This is a genomic window from Agathobaculum sp., assembly GCF_034098985.1.
Classification (GTDB): domain Bacteria; phylum Bacillota; class Clostridia; order Oscillospirales; family Butyricicoccaceae; genus Agathobaculum.
On record NZ_JAXEOA010000027.1, the window covers coordinates 53,329 to 73,560 of the forward strand.

Annotated in this window: 15 protein-coding genes; all 15 read left to right on the forward strand. The window is 60.1% G+C overall.

The genetic code is table 11. The features are described 5' to 3' along the window. The first annotated feature begins 21 nt into the window (after window positions 1-21). Complete coding sequence (locus tag SO058_RS09855) at window positions 22-582, forward strand: GNAT family N-acetyltransferase (RefSeq protein ID WP_320842828.1); 561 nt, start codon at window positions 22-24, stop codon at window positions 580-582. A gap of 29 nt (window positions 583-611) precedes the next feature. Further along, window positions 612-1,736 carry a cysteine desulfurase family protein gene (locus tag SO058_RS09860; RefSeq protein ID WP_320842829.1) on the forward strand — a complete coding sequence of 375 codons (1,125 nt, stop codon included), beginning with the start codon at window positions 612-614 and terminating at the stop codon, window positions 1,734-1,736. Window positions 1,737-1,818: 82 nt separating this feature from the next. Beyond that, window positions 1,819-2,985, forward strand: coding sequence for a tRNA uracil 4-sulfurtransferase ThiI (gene thiI, locus SO058_RS09865; RefSeq protein ID WP_320842830.1), 1,167 nt, complete (start codon window positions 1,819-1,821; stop codon window positions 2,983-2,985). 20 nt (window positions 2,986-3,005) lie between these two features. Further along, window positions 3,006-4,235: a competence/damage-inducible protein A gene (locus SO058_RS09870; RefSeq protein WP_320842831.1), complete on the forward strand. Its 1,230-nt coding sequence runs from the start codon at window positions 3,006-3,008 to the stop codon at window positions 4,233-4,235. A gap of 244 nt (window positions 4,236-4,479) precedes the next feature. Beyond that, a complete protein-coding gene (glgB, locus tag SO058_RS09875) occupies window positions 4,480-6,621 on the forward strand; it encodes a 1,4-alpha-glucan branching protein GlgB (protein ID WP_320842832.1) in 2,142 nt (713 codons plus the stop codon). Between the two features lie 86 nt (window positions 6,622-6,707). After that, the gene (locus SO058_RS09880; RefSeq protein ID WP_320842833.1) at window positions 6,708-7,919 is read left to right on the forward strand and encodes a glucose-1-phosphate adenylyltransferase; all 1,212 of its coding nucleotides are present in this window, start codon (window positions 6,708-6,710) and stop codon (window positions 7,917-7,919) included. Window positions 7,920-7,932: 13 nt separating this feature from the next. Continuing rightward, window positions 7,933-9,060 (forward strand): glucose-1-phosphate adenylyltransferase subunit GlgD, encoded by a 1,128-nt coding sequence (gene glgD, locus SO058_RS09885; RefSeq protein ID WP_320842834.1) that lies wholly within the window; start codon window positions 7,933-7,935, stop codon window positions 9,058-9,060. 166 nt (window positions 9,061-9,226) lie between these two features. Then, on the forward strand, window positions 9,227-10,660 hold the full coding sequence (gene glgA, locus SO058_RS09890) for a glycogen synthase GlgA (protein WP_320842835.1): 1,434 nt from the start codon (window positions 9,227-9,229) through the stop codon (window positions 10,658-10,660). A 40-nt stretch (window positions 10,661-10,700) separates the two neighbouring features. Further along, window positions 10,701-13,148, forward strand: a complete 2,448-nt coding sequence (locus SO058_RS09895) for a glycogen/starch/alpha-glucan phosphorylase (RefSeq protein ID WP_320842836.1) — start codon at window positions 10,701-10,703, stop codon at window positions 13,146-13,148. 100 nt (window positions 13,149-13,248) lie between these two features. Next, on the forward strand, window positions 13,249-15,156 hold the full coding sequence (locus SO058_RS09900) for a glycoside hydrolase family 13 protein (RefSeq protein WP_320842837.1): 1,908 nt from the start codon (window positions 13,249-13,251) through the stop codon (window positions 15,154-15,156). A 16-nt stretch (window positions 15,157-15,172) separates the two neighbouring features. Continuing rightward, the gene (locus SO058_RS09905; RefSeq protein WP_320842838.1) at window positions 15,173-15,718 is read left to right on the forward strand and encodes an NUDIX hydrolase; all 546 of its coding nucleotides are present in this window, start codon (window positions 15,173-15,175) and stop codon (window positions 15,716-15,718) included. 28 nt (window positions 15,719-15,746) lie between these two features. Then, window positions 15,747-16,448 (forward strand): response regulator, encoded by a 702-nt coding sequence (locus tag SO058_RS09910; RefSeq protein ID WP_320842839.1) that lies wholly within the window; start codon window positions 15,747-15,749, stop codon window positions 16,446-16,448. Window positions 16,449-16,515: 67 nt separating this feature from the next. Next, on the forward strand, window positions 16,516-18,288 hold the full coding sequence (locus SO058_RS09915; protein WP_320842840.1) for an ATP-binding protein: 1,773 nt from the start codon (window positions 16,516-16,518) through the stop codon (window positions 18,286-18,288). Beyond that, window positions 18,285-19,598, forward strand: coding sequence for a hypothetical protein (locus SO058_RS09920; protein WP_320842841.1), 1,314 nt, complete (start codon window positions 18,285-18,287; stop codon window positions 19,596-19,598). Before SO058_RS09915 ends, SO058_RS09920 begins: the two co-directional genes overlap by 4 nt. Before the next feature lie 18 nt (window positions 19,599-19,616). Beyond that, a partial coding sequence (locus SO058_RS09925; RefSeq protein WP_320842842.1) for a hypothetical protein occupies window positions 19,617-20,232 on the forward strand: 616 nt, incomplete at its 3' end.

Genomic DNA, 20,232 nt, shown 5'->3' on the forward strand with positions numbered 1-20,232 from the left:
GCATTTGGAAAGGAATCAGGAATGGAACTCTATACCAAACGCCTGCTGCTGCGTCCGTTTCGGGAGGATGACGCCGAGGCGGTCTATCAATATTCCAAGGGGCCGCAGGTCGGCCCGAACGCGGGCTGGAAGCCGCACGAATCCCCCGCGGAATCGGCCGATATCCTGCGCGTCGTCTTTCTGAACCAGCCGAGCGTCTGGGCGGTGGTGCGCCGGTCGGACGAACGGCTCATCGGCTCGTGCGGCATCATCCACGACCCAAAGCGGGAAAACGAGGCCGCGCGGATGCTGGGTTATGCGCTGGGCGAGGAATATTGGGGGCAGGGCTATATGACCGAGGCCGTGCAGGCGGTTTTGAACGCTGGGTTCTATGAAATGGGGCTTGAACTGATCTCTGCGACCTGCTACCCGGACAACGCGCGCTCGAAAAACGTACTGGAAAAGTGCGGCTTCCAGTATGAGGGCACCTTGCACCGCGCGGAAAAGCTGTATAACGGGGAAATCAAGGACCATTTGTGCTTTTACCTCGAAAAAGCCGCGTATGAAACCGCTTGCCACGCGGTGACCGCCGTTGTACAATGAAAGAACCGGGAAAAGATAGGGGCTTTAACATGCATTATTTGGATAACGCGGCGACGACACGGGTGCTGCCTGAGGCGGCGCAGGCCGCTGTCAGGGCGATGACCGAGTGCTTCGGAAACCCGTCGAGCCTGCATAAAATGGGCATTGAAGCGGCGCGCCTGCTGGAGGACAGCCGGAAAACGGTTGCCGGCGCGCTCGGCGCGCTGCCCGAGGAGGTTTTCTTCACCTCGTGCGGCACCGAGAGCACGAATATCGCCCTGCGCGGGGCGGCGCACCTGAACCGGCACAAAAAGGGACGTGTTATCACCACGGCGATCGAGCACGCGGCGACGCTCCAGACGGTTAAGGGACTGGGCGAGATGGGCTTTGAGACTGTGCTGCTCACGCCTGACGGGACCGGGCACATCCCGCCCGCCGCGCTCGAGGAGGCGCTCACGCCGGACACGGTGCTGCTTTCCTGCCAGCTTGTCAACAACGAGATCGGCACGCTGCAGCCGGTCGCCGTGTTGGGTGCAATGCTGAAAGCAAAAGCGCCGCGCGCGCTGTTCCATATCGACGCGGTGCAGGGGCTGTTCCGCGTGCCGCTCACGCCGAAGAAGTGGAATTGCGACCTGATGAGCGTGTCCGGCCATAAGATCGGCGCGCCCAAGGGCATTGGCGCGCTCTATGTGAAAAAGGGCGTTCGCCTGCCGCCGCTGATGACGGGCGGCGGGCAGGAAAAGGGCATGCGTCCGGGCACTGAGCCGCTGCCGAACATCGCGGCGTTTGCCGCCGCGTGCGAAACCCGCGCCGCGCGGTTTGATGAGGATATGCAAAAGGTTGCCGCGCTGGCCGCCTATCTGCACGAGCGGGTGGCCGGGCTGCCCTATGTGTCCTTCAATATTTCGGGTGACGTGCCGCATGTACACAGCCTTGCGGCCGACGGCTGCAAAAGCGAGGTGCTGCTTCGCATTTTGTCGGACGAGGGCGTGTGCGTCTCCGCCGGCTCTGCCTGCTCGAAGGGCAGGCAGAGCGGCGTGCTGGCCGCTATCGGCCTGCCCCGCGCGAAGAGCGACTGCACGATCCGCGTATCGTTCTGCCCGGAAAACACGCGGGAGGATGTGGACGCGCTGATTGCGGGCATTGAAAAGGGAGCGAAAATGCTGCGCCGGTAAACCGAAAGAAGGCGCACAGAGCTGGCCGCGGTGTCGGTGACGACAGGCTCGGTCACGGCATAAGGAAAGGACGAAGAAATAGATGAAAGAAGTGCTGCTGCTCAAATGCGGCGAGATTGTTTTAAAAGGCCTCAACCGCAAGACCTTTGAGGACCGCCTGCTCAAAAACCTGAAACGCCGCATGGCGCACGTGGCTGATTGCCAGATCTCGATGCGCCAGTCGGTGGTCTATGTTGAGGTGCCCGAGGATGCGGACAAGGAAGCCGTGATGGACTGCGCGAGAAAGGTGTTCGGCTTTGCGACCATCTCCCGCGCCGCCGTCTGCCCGGAAAAGACGCTTGAAAGCGTGATCGAGACTGCGGCGGGCTACCTTGCCGCACGCTTCGCCGCGGCAAAAACGTTCAAGGTGGAGTCCAAACGCGGGGACAAGAAATTCCCCATGACCTCCACCGAGATCTCCCAGCACGTCGGCGGCGAACTGGCCGACCGGTTCCCGGACGTCCGGCCCGACATGCACCACCCCGAGCTGACCGTACATGTCGAGATGCGCGAGCAGTATGCGTTCGTACACGCCGGCCCCGAGCCGGGCGCGGGCGGGATGCCCACCGGCTCGAACGGCCGGGCGGCGCTGCTGCTTTCAGGCGGCATCGATTCGCCGGTTGCAGGCTGGATGATGGCAAAGCGCGGCCTCGAGCTGATCGGCGTGCACTTTTTCAGCTATCCGTATACCTCGGAGCGCGCCAAGGAGAAAGTGCTCGAGCTAGGCCGGAAGCTGACCGCGTGGTGCGGCCGCATGAGCGTGCTGGTCGTGCCGTTCACCAAGATCCAGGAGGAGATCCGCGAAAAATGCCATGAGGAGCTGTTTACGCTCGTCATGCGCCGCTTTATGATGCGCATTGCGGAGAAAGCCGCCATGGAATACGGCGCGGGCGCGCTCATCACGGGCGAATCGCTTGGGCAGGTAGCCAGCCAGACCATGCCCGCCATGGCGGTGACCGGCGCTACGTGCGAGCTGCCCGTCTTCCGCCCCTGCATCGGCATGGATAAGGAGGAGATCGTGCAGATCGCGCGGCGGATCGACACCTTTGAAACGTCCATCCTGCCCTATGAGGACTGCTGCACGGTATTCACCCCCAAACATCCCAATACCAAGCCCAAGATGCCCAAAATTCTTGAGGCGGAAAGCCATTTGGACGTGGACGCGCTGGTGGACGAAGCCGTCGCGGGCATTGAAATCATTCATTTATAAGAAAGAAGGAATCCATTTCCATGAATGCAGAACTGATTGCGGTCGGCACGGAGATTTTGCTCGGCGATATCGTCAACACCGATGCGCAGGTGATCTCGCAGGGGCTTTCCGAGCTGGGTATCAACGTGTTTTACCAGACGGTCGTCGGGGATAACCCGGACCGCCTGCGTCATGTCGTTGAGACCGCGCGCGACCGCGCCGATATCATCATAACGACGGGCGGCCTCGGCCCCACGCTGGACGATCTGACCAAAGAGACCCTAGCCGAGGTGTTCGGCCGCAAGATGGCGCTGCACGAACCCTCGCTCGAGCGCATCAAGGGATTTTTTGCGAATATCGGCCGCGAGATGACCAAAAACAACGAAAAACAGGCATGGCTGCCCGAGGGCTGCACGGTTTTCGTCAACGAATGGGGCACCGCGCCGGGCTGCGCGTTTGAGGCGTACGGCAAGCATGTGCTCATGCTGCCCGGCCCGCCGCGCGAGTGCAATCCGATGTGGAAAGAATGCGCGATGCCGTACCTCTACAAGCTGGCGGGCGGCTGCATCGTGTCGCGCAACATCCGGGTGTTTGGCCTGGGCGAGAGCGCCATGGAGGATCGCCTGCACGATATGATGGAGCGTATGCAGAACCCGACCATCGCGCCCTACGCCAAGGTGTCCGAATGCTTTGCGCGCGTGACGGCAAAGGCCGATACGCCTGCCGAGGCCGAAAAGCTGCTCGCACCGGTCGTCGAGGAGGTCTGCGCGCTTTTGGGCGAGGATGTGTACGGCGTGGACGTTGATTCGCTCGAGCAGGTGGTGGGCGACGGGCTGCGCGCGCGCGGCCTGACCCTCGCGGTCGCGGAAAGCTGTACGGGCGGTCTGCTGTCAAAGCGCATCACGGACGTGCCCGGCTGCTCGGATTATTATCTGGGCGGGGTGTGCTCGTATGCCAACGAGGTAAAAAGGAAGGTGCTCGGCGTCAGACAGGATACGCTCGATGCGGTGGGTGCGGTGTCGCCCGAGGTGGCCGAGCAAATGGCGCAGGGCGTTGCGAAGGCACTCGGTGCGGACGTTGGCGTCGGCATCACGGGAATCGCGGGTCCTGGTGGTGGCACCGAGGAAAAGCCAGCCGGCCTGGTTTACATCAGCGTCTATGCGGACGGGCAGCATTTCACGAAAAAAATGCAGTCCAGCCTGGGGCGCGACCGCGTGCGCAACCAAGCGGCCTCGACTGCGCTGGATATGATCCGCCGCAGGCTGTTTTAAGTTAATATTGGGGTCGAATGTATGGTTTTCCGACATTTCCCGGCATTTCCTGTTGAAACCCTACAAAATTTTCATGAAAAAAGTCTGGTAATTGTGTAAAATTACTGGACTTTTTTTCTATCATGATGTATACTATACCCAACTAAAGTGAGATCCACCCGCCCAAATTGCAGCGAAATAGACAAAATTCGGGGAAAACGATCGGAAATCGCGGGATTTTGGCGAAAAAAGGGAGAGAGGCATCATGAGGAAAAAAGCAACAGGTTCGTTGATGAAAAAGCGCAGCGAGCTGTTTTATTCGGGGCGCGAGTGCCGCGCCTATGATTATATGGGCGCGCATCCGGCGGAAAAGGACGGCGAAAAGGGCTATTTGTTCCGCGTTTATGCGCCGGAGGCCGAGCGTGTATCCGTTATGGGCGAGTGGAGCGATTGGAACCGCGAGGCTGACCCGATGACGCAGGACGAACAGGGCATTTGGGAAGCGTTTATTCCGAATGTTACGCAGTTTCACGCATATAAATATAGCGTGTGGGCCAAATCGGGCGATGTGTTCGACAAATCCGACCCGTACGGCTTCCACGCCGAGACCCGCCCGGGCAACGCCTCCAAGGTGTTTGATCTGGACGGCTATGAGTGGGGCGACAAATCTTGGCTGGACTGGCGCAAGAGCCATCTGCCGTACGACAACCCGGTCAATATCTACGAATGCCACCTCGGCTCGTGGAAGCAGCATGAGGACGGGAACTTCTACTCCTACCGCCAATTGGCGGACGAGCTGATCCCGTACGTCAAAGAAATGGGTTATACTCACATCGAATGTATGCCGCTGACCGAATACCCATACGATGGCTCGTGGGGCTATCAGGTGGTCGGCTATTTCGCGGCGACCAGCCGCTACGGCACGCCGCACGACCTGATGTACTTAGTGGACAAGGCGCACCAGGCGGGGCTGGGCGTGATCATGGACTGGGTGCCCGCGCACTTCCCCAAGGATGGCTGCGGCCTCGTCGAGTTCGACGGCTCATACCTCTACGAATACGCCGACCCACTCAAAATGGAGCACAAGGAATGGGGCACGCGCGTGTTCGACTACGGCAAGGTGTCCACCCGGAACCTGCTGTTCTCCTCCGCGATGTTCTGGATCGAAAAGTTCCATATGGACGGCCTGCGCGTCGACGCGGTGGCCTCGATGCTGTATCTGGACTACAACCGGCAGGGCGAATGGCGGCCCAACATCCACGGCGGGCGCGAGAACCTGGAAGCGATCGACTTCCTGCGCATTTTAAATGAGTTCATCCTTTCCGACCACCCGGACGTAATGATGATCGCGGAGGAATCGACCGCGTGGCCGATGGTCACAAAGCCGGGCTACGACGGCGGACTGGGCTTCAACTTTAAATGGAACATGGGCTGGATGAACGATATGCTGTGCTATTGCTCAGCCGACCCGTTCTTCCGCAAGGACATGCATGACAAGATCACGTTTTCGTTCATGTACGCGTTCTCGGAAAACTACATCCTGCCCTTGTCGCATGACGAGGTCGTGCACGGCAAAAAGAGCCTGCTCGACAAAATGCCCGACCCGTACGAAAACAAATTCGGCGGCCTGCGCGCGCTTTATGGCTATATGGCGTCGCACCCGGGCAAAAAGATGCTGTTTATGGGCGGCGAGTTCGGACAGTTCTCCGAATGGGCCTACCAAAAGGGACTCGACTGGATGCTGCTCGACTATCCGGCGCACAAGCAGATGCAATCGTATGTGAAAGCGCTCAACCATTTCTATCTGGAAACGCCCCAGCTCTGGGAGCAGGACACCGATTGGCGCGGCTTCGAGTGGATCACGCACGACGATAACCGCAACAACATCATCGGGTTCCGCCGCGTAGCCAAGGACGGTTCGGATCTGGTCTGTGTGGTCAATTTCTCGCCCGAGATGCAGGAGCAGTACCGCATTGGCGTGCCGTTTGCAGGCACCTTCGAGGAGGTCTTCACCTCAGACAGCCCGGACTTCGGCGGCGGCGGGGTGACGAACGGCAAGGTTCGCACGGACGCAAAGCCGATGCATGGGCAGGAGCAGTCCATCAACATCAAGATCCCGCGCTTCGGCGTGCTGTTCTTCAAAGGCAAGCCCCGCGCAAAGCGCCGCACCAAAGCGGAGATCGAAGCGGCGAAAAAGCAGGCTTCGGTGCGAAAATCGCCAAAGGCGGCCGCTAAGGCCGCGGTCAAGGCAGTGGCAAAGACGGCAACCAAAGCGATAGCCAAAACCGGCGAAAAAGCGATAGCCAAAACGCCGACGAAGGCGGTCGCGAAGACCGGTGAAAAGGCAGTGGCCAAAACGCCGTCCAAAGCGGTCGCCGTAAAGCCGGAACAAAAAGCTGAGAAATAAATTGATAGAGTAACGGGGATGGCGCCGGTGGACGGCGCGCGAGAGAAAACGCGCATATAAAGCGCGCGAAAAAAGGAGAGTCATCCATGTATCGGAAAAAAGAATGTGTAGCAATGCTGCTTGCCGGCGGGCAGGGCAGCCGCCTCTATGTGCTGACGACCAACGTCGCCAAGCCGGCCGTGCCGTTCGGCGGCAAATACCGTATTATCGATTTCCCGCTGTCCAACTGCACCAACTCGGGGATCGACACGGTGGGCGTGCTGACCCAGTATGAGCCCCACGCGCTCAACGCCTACGTCGGCGCGGGCCAGACGTGGGACCTCGACCGCCTGCGCGGCGGCGTGTATATCCTGCCGCCGTACCAGAAAGGCAAGGCGAGCGAATGGTACAAGGGCACGGCGAACGCGATCTACCAGAACATCCAGTTTGTCGACGAATACGACCCCGAATACGTGCTCATCCTGTCGGGCGACCATATTTACAAGATGAATTACAATAAAATGCTCCAGCAGCACAAGGAGACCGGCGCGGATGCGACGATAGCCGTGCTGGACGTACCGCTCGCGGAAGCCAGCCGCTTCGGCATCATGAACTGTAATCCGGACGGCACGATCTATGAGTTCGAGGAAAAACCCAAGAACCCGAAATCGACCCTGGCTTCGATGGGCATTTACATTTTCTCCTGGAAGAAGCTCCGCCAGTACTTAATCGACGACGAAGGCAACAAGAAGTCGTCAAACGACTTCGGCAAGGACATTATCCCGGCCATGCTGGGCGCGGGTGAGAAGCTGGTTTCCTACCGCTTTGAAGGCTATTGGAAGGACGTCGGCACTATTGAAAGCCTGTGGGAGGCCAATATGGATCTGCTGTCCCCGCAGTCCGGCCTCAACCTGACCGATGATTCATGGAAGATCTACGGCCGCAACAACGGCGCGCCCCCGCACTTTACGACCAAGGACGCGGTGGTCAAACACGCGCTGATTTCCGAGGGCTGTGAGATCGCGGGCGAGGTTTCGGAGAGCGTGCTGTTCTCGGATGTGACGGTCGCCAAGGGCGCTAAGGTCGAATATTCGATCCTGATGCCGGGCTGTATCATTGAAGAGGGCGCTACCGTGCGCTATTCCATCGTCGCGGAGGGCGCTGTGATCGCCAAGGACGCTATCGTGGGCGGCAGCCCGTCCGAGGGCGATGTGGACAAATGGGGCGTTTCGGTCGTCGCGGCGGGCGTACGCATCGGGCGCGGCGCCAAGCTGGGCGCGAAAGAAATGGCGGACCAGGATCTGCCGGATAAGATTTGAGGGGGCGGACACGATGAACAACATTCTTGGAATTATCGTTGCGTTCGATAACGACAACGATCTGCGCGAGATCACCGAGCACCGCACGGTCGCGGCCGTGCCGTGGGGCGGCAGATACCGCATCGTCGACTTTATGCTTTCCAACATGGTAAACTCCGGCATCTATCGCGTGGGCGTTCTGATGAAGGACAAATACCAGTCGCTGATCGACCATATCGGCAACGCGAAAGATTGGGATCTGTCCCGCAAAAATTCGGGTGTCACGCTTCTGCCGCCGTATTCCTATTCCAAAAAGGCTTCGCCGCTCGTCACCGGCGAGTACCGCGGCAAGATCGACGCGCTTGCGGGTGCGGTGGACTTCCTGCAGAAGAACCGCGCCGACTATGTCGTGATCGCGGACGGCGATATCGTCGCCAACGTGCCGCTCGACGATGTGATCGAGCGCCACGCCAAATCGGGCGCCGACCTGACCATGGTCGTCACCAAGAAGCAGAAGGATTCGCCGTTCACCACCTATGTGGAGCTAAACCGCCGCAAGGAAGCGGTCGATATCCGCGTGGGCGACACGAACGACGGCAAGTGCAAGCATGCCGCGCTCGGTATCTATGTCATGAGCCGGCAGTATCTCATCCACCTGCTTTCCGACTGCGTGACGCATAACTGCATCCACTTCGAGCGTGAGTTCCTGACCCGCGCGCTGATCGACGGCACGGTGGCCGGCTATCTGTTCTCGGAATATGCAATGAAGATCGAGGACACCATCGACTATTTCCAGAGCAATATGGACATGCTCGACAAGGACGTGCGCGGCGAAGTGTTTCTGCGCACCCGCCCGATCCTTACCCGCATCAAGGACGAATCCCCGGCCTACTATGGCGACAAGGCCGTCGTCGAGGACTGCCTGATCGCGGACGGCTGCCATATCGAAGGGCAGGTGCGAAACAGTATCCTGTTCCGCGATGTTTTGATCGAACCGGGCGCGGACGTGCGCGACTGCATCATCATGGAGAGCGGGCGCATCCTTTCGGGCGCGTCGCTGCGGCACGTGATCACCGACCGCGGTGTGACCGTGCGCGACGGCCGCACGATGATGGGCCATGAGAACTACCCGATCACGATCGCCAAAAGCGCGACCGTATAACCGAATTTTGGGGTGAAACGGGCATATCTGCGCAAAAACAAGCTGCAAAGCATACAATGTTCGTGGAAAATCCCTATATTGCCGGGAAAGGGAATTTAGTATAATGGAAAGTGCGGAAGCGGAAAGTTTTCCGCTTCCGTCTGCCTTTAAGGAGGTCTATCTCTTTATGAAGATTATGTATGTCACGAGCGAATGCGCCCCATTCGTCAAGACCGGCGGCCTCGGGGACGTGGCGGGCTCGCTGCCCAAGGCGCTTGCCGCCAAGGGGCACGATGTGCGCGTGTTCTGCCCGATGTATTCCGCGATCGGCGCAAACTGGCGGGAAAAATTCGCCTACCTGAAAAACGCCTATGTCCGTCTGGGCTGGCGCAACCAATACTGCGGCGTGTTTGAATACGAGCAGGATGGCGTGACCTTCTATTTTATCGACAATGAATACTATTTCTCACGCGGACAGGTTTACGGAGAATATGATGACGCGGAGCGCTTTGCATATTACTCCAAGGCCGTGCTGGAGATCCTGCCCGACCTCGACTGGAAGCCCGATGTCATCAACGCGAACGACTGGCAGACCGCGCTGGTGCCGGTATACTACAACCTGATGTTCGCCTCGCGCCCGTTTTACGACGGCATCAAGACCGTGTTCACCATTCATAATATCCAGTACCAGGGACGGTACGGCCGCGAGATCCTCGAATATGTGCTCGGCATCGACGACGCGCATTTCCGTTCAGGCTTCATGGCGATGGACGGCGACGTCAACCTCATGAAAGCCGCGGTCGTCGCGTCGAGCGCGGTGACGACGGTGTCGCCCTCTTACGCACAGGAGATCCAGACCGAATACTACGGCTACCGCCTTGATTCGGTTTTGCGCATGAACAGCTACAAGCTGCACGGCATCCTGAACGGCATCGATATGGACGTCTTTAACCCTATGACCGACCCCAAGCTTTTTAAAAACTACGGGCCGCGCAATCCCAAGGATAAGCTCGTAAACAAGATGGAGCTTTTAAAGCTCTGCGGGCTGGAGGGCAGCGAGAGCACGCCGGTCATCGGTATGGTCACGCGCTTTGTCGACCAAAAGGGGCTCGATCTGGTCGAAGCCGTGCTGCACGATATCCTGGCGGACGATGTGCGCCTGATTGTTTTGGGCACGGGCGACTGGCGCTATGAGCAGATGTTTATTGAAGCCAAGCGCCGCTATCCGGCTAAAATTTCGGCTTCCATCATGTTCTCGGGCGATCTGGCCAACCGCATCTACGGCGGCTGCGATATGTTCCTGATGCCGTCCAAATTTGAGCCGTGCGGCCTGGCGCAGATGATCGCGCTGCGCTACGGCACCATCCCGATCGTCCGCGAGACCGGCGGCCTCAAGGACACCGTGCAGGCGTTCGTCGATTACGCCGGAACGGGCAACGGCTTCAGCTTCCGGAGCTACAACGCGCACGATATGCTGCATGTGATCCGCGAGGCGTGCGGCGTATTCCGCTATAACCAGCCCGCGTGGAAAAAGCTGATGCTGCAGGGGATGAAAACCGATTTCAGCTGGAGCGCGTCGGCTGACAAATACATAGAGGTCTACCAGTCAACGCTGGGCTGAGGACCCGCATTTACGATGATAGTGAGGAGAAAAAGAAACCATGCCAAAGAATCATTTCACAAAGAACGCCCTGAAAGAGGCGATCGCCGGTAAGCTGCAGCGGCATTTCGGCCGCGAGGTGGCGGACGCCTCCAAGGAGCAGGTGTACGAGGCTTGCGCGCTCGTCGTCCGCGACGCCCTGACCGAGCACATGATCGAAACGCAGAATCAGGTCGAAAAGGGCGGGGAGCGGCAGGTGCACTATTTGTGCATGGAATTTCTTGTTGGCCGCAGCCTGCGCAACAACGCCTATAACCTGGGCATGCTGCCCGCACTGACTGAAGCGCTTACCGATATGGGCTATGAGATGGCCGATATCTTTGAGGAGGAGGCCGATCCCGGCCTCGGCAACGGCGGCTTGGGCCGTCTGGCCGCCTGCTATCTGGATGGCATGGCGACCACGGGCGTGCGCGGCACCGGCTACTCCATCCGCTATGAGCACGGCATTTTCAAGCAGAAGATCGAGGACGGCCAGCAGGTAGAGCTGCCCGATTCGTGGCTCGCCTCGGGCGACGTGTGGCACATCCCCGCGATGGACGACACGCGCGAGGTCCGCATCGGCGGCACGGTCAACAGCTATTTTGACGACAACGGCAAAATGATCGTTGAATACCATGACTATACGCCGGTGCTGGCGGTGCCGTACGACATGCCGGTTTCCGGCTATGAGAACGAGAACATCGCCTGCCTGCGCCTTTGGGAGGCCAAAAGCCCGATTGCGCTTGATATGAAGCTGTTTTCGTCCGGCGAATACCTCAAGGCGCTTGAGAAGCACGCCATGGCCGAGACTATTTCGATGGTGCTCTATCCCGAGGATAACCACCGCGAGGGACAGAGCTTGCGCCTCAAGCAGCAGTATTTTCTCGTTTCGGCGACGATTCAGGACATCTGCGCTAAGCACAAGGCCAAATATGGCTCGCTTGCAAATTTTGCACACAAGCATGTGCTGCACATCAACGACACGCACCCGACGCTGGTCATCCCCGAGCTTATGCGCATCCTGATGGATGAGAACGACATGTCGTGGGAGCAGGCGTGGAATATCGTTTCGCAGTCGGTGGCGTACACCAACCACACCGTCATGCCCGAGGCGCTCGAGTGCTGGCCGGTCTCGCTTATGCAGGAGCTGATGCCGCGCGTCATGCAGATCATCTATGAGATCAACGAGCGCTTCTGCAAGGAACTGTGGGACTATTTCCCGAACGATTTCCAGAAGATCTCCAAACTCGCCATCGTGTCCGAAGGCATCGTGCGCATGGCGAACCTCGCCATCGCAGGCTCGTTCTCGATCAACGGTGTGTCCGCGCTGCACTCCGAGATCCTTAAAGAGCGCGTGTTTAAGGACTTTTATACGATTTTCCCTGCAAAGTTCCGCAACGTCACCAACGGCATCGCGCACCGCCGCTGGCTGTGCGAGGCCAACCCGGAGCTGACAAAGCTCATCGAGGGCAAGATCGGCAAGGGCTTTATCACGCACCCGTCCGAATTGCAGGTGCTCGCCAACTTTGGCGACGATAAGGCGCTGCTGCGCCGCCTCGGTCAGATCAAGCGGGACAATAAGCAGAAGCTTGCCGATTATATCAAGGAGCACAACGGTATCGAGGTCAATATGGACTCGATCTTCGACGTGCAGGTCAAGCGTCTGCACGAGTATAAGCGCCAGATGCTCAATATCCTGCATATCATCTCGCTGTACCACAAGCTGAAAGACAACCCGGGCATGGATTTTGTGCCGCGCACGTTTATTTTCGGCTCCAAAGCCGCGCCGGGCTACGCAGTGGCGAAAAAGACCATTCAGCTCATCAATTCGATCGCTACCATGATCAATAACGACGCGGATATTGGCGATAAGCTCAAGGTCGTCTTTATCGAGGATTACAAGGTCTCGCTTGCCGAAATGATCATGCCGGCGGCCGAGGTTTCCGAGCAGATCTCCATTGCGGGCAAGGAAGCGTCCGGCACGGGCAACATGAAGTTTATGATGAACGGCGCGCTCACCATCGGCACGATGGACGGCGCGAACGTCGAGATCTGCGAGGCCGTGGGCGAGGAGAATATCTTTATCTTCGGTATGGAAACGCCAGAGGCCGAAGCGCTGGCGGCGTCCGGCTCGTATAACCCGATGCTGATTTATCAGAACAACCCGGTTATCAAGCGCGTGATCGACCATATGCTTGCCGGCTTTGGCGACGGCGTCGATTACTCGGATATCGTAAACCTTTTGCTGCACGGCGGCAACGGCGGCCCGGCTGACCGGTATATGATTTTCAAGGACTTCGACGCGTACGCGGCCGCGCAGGAGCGCGTCGGTCAGATGTACCGCCGTCCGGAGAACTGGAACTATATGTCGCTCATGAACATTGCAAACTCAGGCCGCTTTGCGGCCGACCGTTCGGTCGCCGAATACGCGCAGAATATCTGGCGCGTCAAGACCAACTTTGCGTTCTGATTTCAGAAGTTTACCATGAAAAACGGGGCTTTTCGTTTACGAAAAGCCCCGTTTGTGCTATACTGATTGCTAGAGTAAATTGTTAACTGGGGGAGAAGAGTTGAAAGCTGTTCCCAACTGTATGTTCCATTCGAGAAACCTTTCGTGCAAATCGCCGTTCGGCGCGGTGCCTGCCGGGCAGGCCGTCGTATTTTCCGCTTATCCGCGCCGGGAGCGCGGCACCGAGCACGTTACGCTCTGGGTGGAAGAGGACGGCGGGCAGGCCGTGCCGTACCAAATGCGGTGGCATGGCATTTTCGGCGCGCGCGACCGTTACAGCACGACGTTTACGCCCGACCATCCCGGGCTTTACTGGTATTATTTCACCATCGACACAGCGGACGGCCCGCGCTTCTGCGTGCGCGGCTACGGCGGACGCAGCGAGCTGAACGATGTACTGGGCGACAAATTCCAGCTCACCGTGTACGACGGCGCGTACCAGTCCCCCGCTTGGTTTGGCGAGGGCATCACCTATAATATTTTTCCCGACCGCTTCTGCCGGGACAAGGCGCCTGTTCAGCCCGAGGGCGAGGGTGTTGCGCCGCGGGTGTTCCACGAAAACTGGGACGACACGCCAGTCTACCAGCCCGATGAGAACGGCGAGATCCTCAATAACGACTTTTTCGGCGGCACGCTGCGCGGGGTGATCGGCAAGCTGGACTACCTCGAAAGCCTGCGCGTGCGCACGATCTACTTCAACCCCATCTTCCAGGCCTATTCCAACCACCGCTACGACACCGGCGACTACCGCCGCGTCGACCCGCTGCTGGGCAATGAAGAGGATTTCCAGGAGCTGTGCAAAAAGGCCGCGAAGCGCGGCATGCGCGTCATTTTGGACGGCGTTTTCAACCACACCGGCTTTGACAGCCGCTATTTCAACGGCCGCGGCCGGTATGACAGCGTGGGCGCACACCAATCCAAGGATTCGCCGTATTACGGCTGGTACGATTTCCAGGAGTGGCCGGACAAATACGGCTCGTGGTGGGGCATCTATACGCTGCCGCAGGTGCGCGAGACCAACCCGAACTATCTGGATTTCATTATCGAAAACGAGGACAGCGTCATCCGCCGATGGCTGCGCCTTGGCGCGTCCGGCTGGCGGCTTGACGTGGCCGACGAACTGCCTGATTCGTTCATCCAGCGCCTGAACGCGGCCGCGAAAAAGGAAAAGCCGGATGCGCTCATCGTGGGCGAGGTCTGGGAGGACGCGTCGAACAAGGTCGCCTATTCCGAGAGGCGGAAGTATTTCCAGGGCGGCGAGCTCGATTCGGTGATGAACTATCCGCTGCGCGATGCGATCCTGGCGTTCCTTGGCGGCGGTACGGCAGAGCACTTTGCCGAAACCATGGAGTGCATCCGCGAGAATTACCCGAGGGATGTGTTTTACAACCTGATGAACATTGTCGGCACGCATGATACGGCGCGCGCGCTGACGGTTTTGGGCGTCAGCGCGGACGAGTGGAAGCTGCCGCGCGAGGCGCGGGCGAACCACCGCCTGTCGGATGAACGTCTGGAAAGCGCGCGCCGCCGGCTGCGGCTCGCGGCGGTGATCCAGTTCACCATGCCCGGCTCGCCCACCATCTACTATGGTGACGAAGCCGGGATGCAGGGGTTTGACGACCCCTTTAACCGCCGCGGCTACCCGTGGGGCGCGGAGGACCGCGACATGCTGCGGTTTTACCGCCGTCTCTGCGTGCTGCGCGATGAGAGCGAAACACTGCGGAAGGGCGAACTGCGCTTTCTGAAATCGGGCGGCGGCATGCTGCGCTATGAGCGCACGTCGGCGCACGCACGGATCGTGATTCTGGTCAACCGCAGCCATCAGGAGAGCAGGACGCATCTGGACGCACTGTACGCGGTTGATATGATTGACGACCGAAACGAATTTTCCGAGACCGACAGCCACGGGCTGCGCGTGTCCGTGCCGCCCGAGACCGCGCTGATCCTGCGTTGTGGGGGCACGCTGTAACAAAGGAGAGTCAGCAATGGATTTTACCGAAACACAGCTTTCCGCGTCCTATTTTTTTGAAGGCAGGATCATGAAAGCCCGGCTGGACGAGGTGCGTCTGCCAAACGGCAAAACAGCACAGCGCGAGGTGTGCGAACACGTCGGCGGCGTGGGCGTGCTGCCGCTCGACAGGGAGGGCAACGTGATCCTCGTGCGGCAGTTCCGCTATCCGTACGGCGAGACGCTGCTCGAGATCCCCGCGGGCAAGCTCGACCACGGCGCGGCGGAGAGCGCCGCCGCCTGCGGCGCGCGCGAGCTCAAAGAGGAGACCGGGTGCACAGCCGAGCGCATGGAATCGCTGGGCGCGGTGTATCCATCCCCCGGGTTTTTGACCGAGGTGGTGCACCTGTTTGCGGCGCTTGACCTGACTGAGGGCGAAATGCAGCCGGACGAGGACGAATTTGTCGAGACAGTGCGCCTGCCTATCCAAACGGTCGAACGCATGATTTTAAACGATGAGATCCGGGACGCCAAGACCATTGCCGCGATGTACCGCGCGCGGCTGGCGGGGCTTTTCGGATGAGGACTTGAAACCCGGGAGGGCTGAACCGATGGAAAAGACAATACTGGTCGTCGAGGATGAAAAGGCGATCGCGGATATTTTGGTGTTCAACCTCAAGCGTGAGGGCTATGACACGCTGGTTGCCTACGACGGCGCGGACGGCTTGCAGCTTGCGCTCAGCGAGGCGCCAGACCTGATCCTGCTCGACGTGATGCTGCCCAAAATGGACGGCTTTGAGGTGTGCAGGCGCGTGCGGGAAACGCATGATACACCGATCATCATGCTGACCGCACGCGAGGAGGAGACTGACAAGGTCATGGGACTCGAACTCGGCGCGGACGATTATATCACCAAGCCGTTTTCCATGCGCGAGCTGATGGCGCGCGTCAAGGCCAACATGCGCCGCACTGTGACCGGCGAAGAGCGGACGCGGCAGCCGGTGCAAGCGGGCGGCGGCCTGCGCATCTCGCCCGAAAACGGCATGGTTTACAAAAACGGCAGGCCGCTTGAGCTTTCCGCGCGGGAGTTTGACATTTTGTGCTTCCTTTCCAAAACGCCGGGCCGGGTGTTTTCTCGCGAGGAGCTGATGGAGCAGGTCTGGGGCTATGAGTATTACGGCGATCTGCGCGCGGTGGACGTGGCCATCCGGCGGCTTCGCGAAAAGGTGGAGGATCAGCCCGCAAGCCCGCGCTATGTGATGACAAAGCGGGGCATGGGCTACTATTATGTGGACGCTTCGCCGGAAAGCTGATGATGTGCTGCGCGCGTGCCCGCCAAGCGGGCGCGGGAAGATTTAGACAGACGGATGGGGTTACAGAATGTTTCGTTCTTTGCATATGAAGCTGGTGCTGATCCTGGTGCTGCTGATCGTTTCGGTCATGGCGGTGGTCGGCACGTTCCTTATCAACAGCGTGTCGACGTTTTACCTGGACAGCTTCCGCGACCAGGTGCAGAGCGTCTTTACCCGCGAGATGAACCGCTCGCTGCAGCAGATCGTCGCCGGGGGCGGGGACGAGGCCGCGCTCAAGCAGGCGGTCTCGGCGTTTGCCGCGCCGCTCGGCATCAACAGCTACCGCAATTATTATATCCTGGACAGCGAGGGTCAGTATCTGACCGGCTCGAACGACACACTGGGCGCCGGCCTGACGCGGACAAGCAATATCGTGACCGCGATGGCGGGCGAGATCGGCCAGCGCGGCTCGGCGGGCGACAGCGTCATGGACGTCGCCATCCCGATCGACGGGGGCGGCGAGCGCTATATCATTTATATCGCGGACGATAAAAAGGAGATCTCCGATCTGTCCTGGCGGTTTTTCGCCATTGTTATGCAGGCGATGATGTTCGGCCTGCTGGCGGCCATCCTGCTGTCGTTCCTGCTCTCCCGCACGATCGCCACGCCTATTGAGCGCATCACAGAGGGCGCGCGCAGTATCGCGGCGGGCAATTTCGACCAGCAGCTCGGCGTGCAGTCGTCCGACGAGATTGGGGAATTGACCCGGTCGTTCAACTACATGGCGAACACGCTGAAAAACACGGTCGGCGAGGTGCAGAGCGAGCGCGATAAGCTTTCGACCCTGTTTCTGCACATGACCGACGGCGTGGCCGCATTCACGCCGGATGGACGGCTCATCCATATGAACCCTGCGACCGAGAGCCTGCTCGGCGTCCGGAGCGAAGACGATCTGGCGTTCGACGAATTGTTTGCCGACCTCGATATGCCCGACACCGACGAGACCGCCATGCGCTCGTTCATGACGAGCGAGATCACGCGGTTTGGACGCGTGCTGTCGGTTACCCTCGCGCCCTACGGCGCGCTGGACGGCGAGGGCGGCGTCATCGCCGTGCTGCACGATATCACAGAGCAGCGCAGGCTGGACGACGCGCGGCGCGAATTTGTCGCCAACGTGTCGCACGAGCTGCGAACGCCACTCACCAATATCCGCTCGTACACCGAAACGCTGTCCGACGCGGCGGGCGAGCTGCCCATCGATACGGAAAAGCAGTTCCTTGGCGTCATTTCGAGCGAGAGCGAGCGAATGGCGCGCATCGTGACCGACCTGCTGACGCTGTCCAAGCTGGACTATGGCCGCATGGATCTGCGCATGACGCGCTTTTCGCTGCGCGATATGCTGCGAAACGTCGCAAACGCTATGAAGTTTACCGCCGAGGACAGCGGCCACGAACTGACCGTCGACACGCCCGATACGCTGCCGCATATCGTGGGCGACAGGGAGCGGCTTGAGCAGGTCGTGGTGAACATCCTGTCGAATGCGGTCAAGTATACGCCGCGGGGCGGGCATGTCCGCCTGTCCGCGCGGGAACTTTCGGGCAAGCGCGTGCGTATCATGGTGGAGGACGACGGCGTCGGCATCCCCAAGGAGGACGTGCCGCGCCTGTTTGAACGCTTTTACCGCGTGGATAAAGCGAGGAGCCGCGAGGCGGGCGGCACCGGCCTCGGCCTTGCGATCGCCAAGGAGATCATCGAGCAGCACGGCGGCAAAATTTCGCTCGCAAGCGAATATGGCGCGGGGACGACCGTGACCATCACGCTGCCCGCCGATCTGCCGCTGCCCGAGGAGGGACAGGCATGAACGGCGCCGCGCACTCGGTGAAAAACACCGCGAAAAATATCGCGCTGCTTGTGCTTGTGCTGCTGCTGGCGGTATTGTGCGGGCTCAACTGGCTGACCGGGCTGAGCGTCTCCCAAATGCCGGCCGACAGCCTGCTGCGGCGGGTATACGATCATGTTTCGGGCGGTGCGGTTGGCTATGAGCTGCGTTCGTCCGGCATTGCCGCCGCCGAGCCCATCCAGCTCGCACTGACCGCGGACGGCACGCTTTCGGGCGTGCAGTACAGCCTTTCCGAGATCGACGCGGGGCTGGAGGCGGTGCAGCCGCTGTGGGCTGAAGTATTATCCGGCGCGGGCACGCTGGCCGAGGCTGAGGAAAGCGAGCTGCTTTCCGCCCTCCAGAATGGAGACTGCGCGCTGCTGCGCTATGACGGCGCGCTTCCGCTTTCTGTGATCGCGGGCTGGATGGGCGGCACTTGGAAAAGTGAGCAGAACGCGCACACGCTGCTGTTTTCCGCCCATGAAAGCCGCGTTTATGTCCGCACGGGCGATGGACGGCTGCTCGCCGCGTCCGCCAAGGCGGACGGCGGCACGCTGCAAAAAGCCAAGGAGGGTTTCCGGGGCTTTCGCTGCGAGTTTGCGGGAGACGGTTACGCTGTCTACCCCGAGACCCTGCTGTTTGCGCGCGAGACGCTGTCGCTCGAATTGCTGACGCCCGAGGAGATCCGTTTGTTCGATCCCCAGTCGGACGCGAGTGTGCAGACCGTTTTGAGCGCGTTTGGGTATACGCCGTATACCCAGCCGTTTGAGGAGCAGGGCGGAAAAGTCGAGGTATTTGTCGACGATATCAGCACGCTCCGCCTGCATGAGGACGGCTTGGTGCAATACGCCGCGCTGGGCGATACCGGCACCGTGCTTGCGTTTGACAAGGGCGAGCTGAGCGGCCATGCGGCGCTCGACGCGCAGCTCGACTGCGCCCGCACCGTGCTGGATACCGCGATGCGGGCGGTCGGCGCGGAAACGCGCGCTTCGCTGTACGCGGTCAGGCGGGAGGGCGATACGACGACGCTCGTCTTCGCGCAGGCCTATGGCGGCGTGGCCATTCTCGGGGAAACGGATTTTGCGACGTTTGTGTTTCGGGAAGGCGTTCTAAGTACCGCTTCTGTGAATTTACAGCGGTTTTCCACAGGAGATACCCGGCGCACCGTGATGCCTGCGCTGCAGGCGGCCGCGGCCGCCTCGGGGAATGGCAAGACCGGGCTGACCGTCGCGTATCTCGAGCAGGATGGGCGATATGTGCCCATACGGGGTTTCATGGAGATACACGAATAAGAGAGGAGGGCGCGCCGCTTGCAGTGGGATAAGGTAAAAACCATTTTGATCGTCATTTTGCTGGCGGTCAACGCGTTCCTGTTGACAAATCTGGGCGTTCGCGCATGGCAGGACGAGCGCCGCACCGCCGAGGTGACGGGATACCTGCGCGGGATGCTGGCGGAGGACGGCGTGACGCTGGACGACGCATTCCGCCTGCCGGGGGATAAGGTTCTGCCGCAGCTTTCGATCGACCGCAGCCGCGTAAGCGAAGAGACGGTTTCCGCTGCCATGCTGGGGGACGGCGCGGTGCGCGAGGAAGGCGTGGATGGCGCGGTCCGCTTTTCGGGAGAGCAGGGCGAGATCGACTGGGCGGCGGACGGCACGGTCGAAGCAGAATTGACGGCCGCCGGGGAAACCCCGGAGGGCGTCCGCGCCGTGCGCCGCCGCGGAAAGGAGCTGTTCCGCCAGTGGGGGCTGTACGGCGAAGACGCGCGGGTGGACGCCGAGGACGGCGCTGCCGTGCTGACCGCCCCGGTCGCTGGCATGCCTGTGCACAACCGCCGCCTGACGCTTCGCTGGAACGAGGACGGCACGCTGTTGCTGTCCGGGCGGTGGAGCTTTGGCGCGGCCTATACGACCGCGCGCGAGGCGG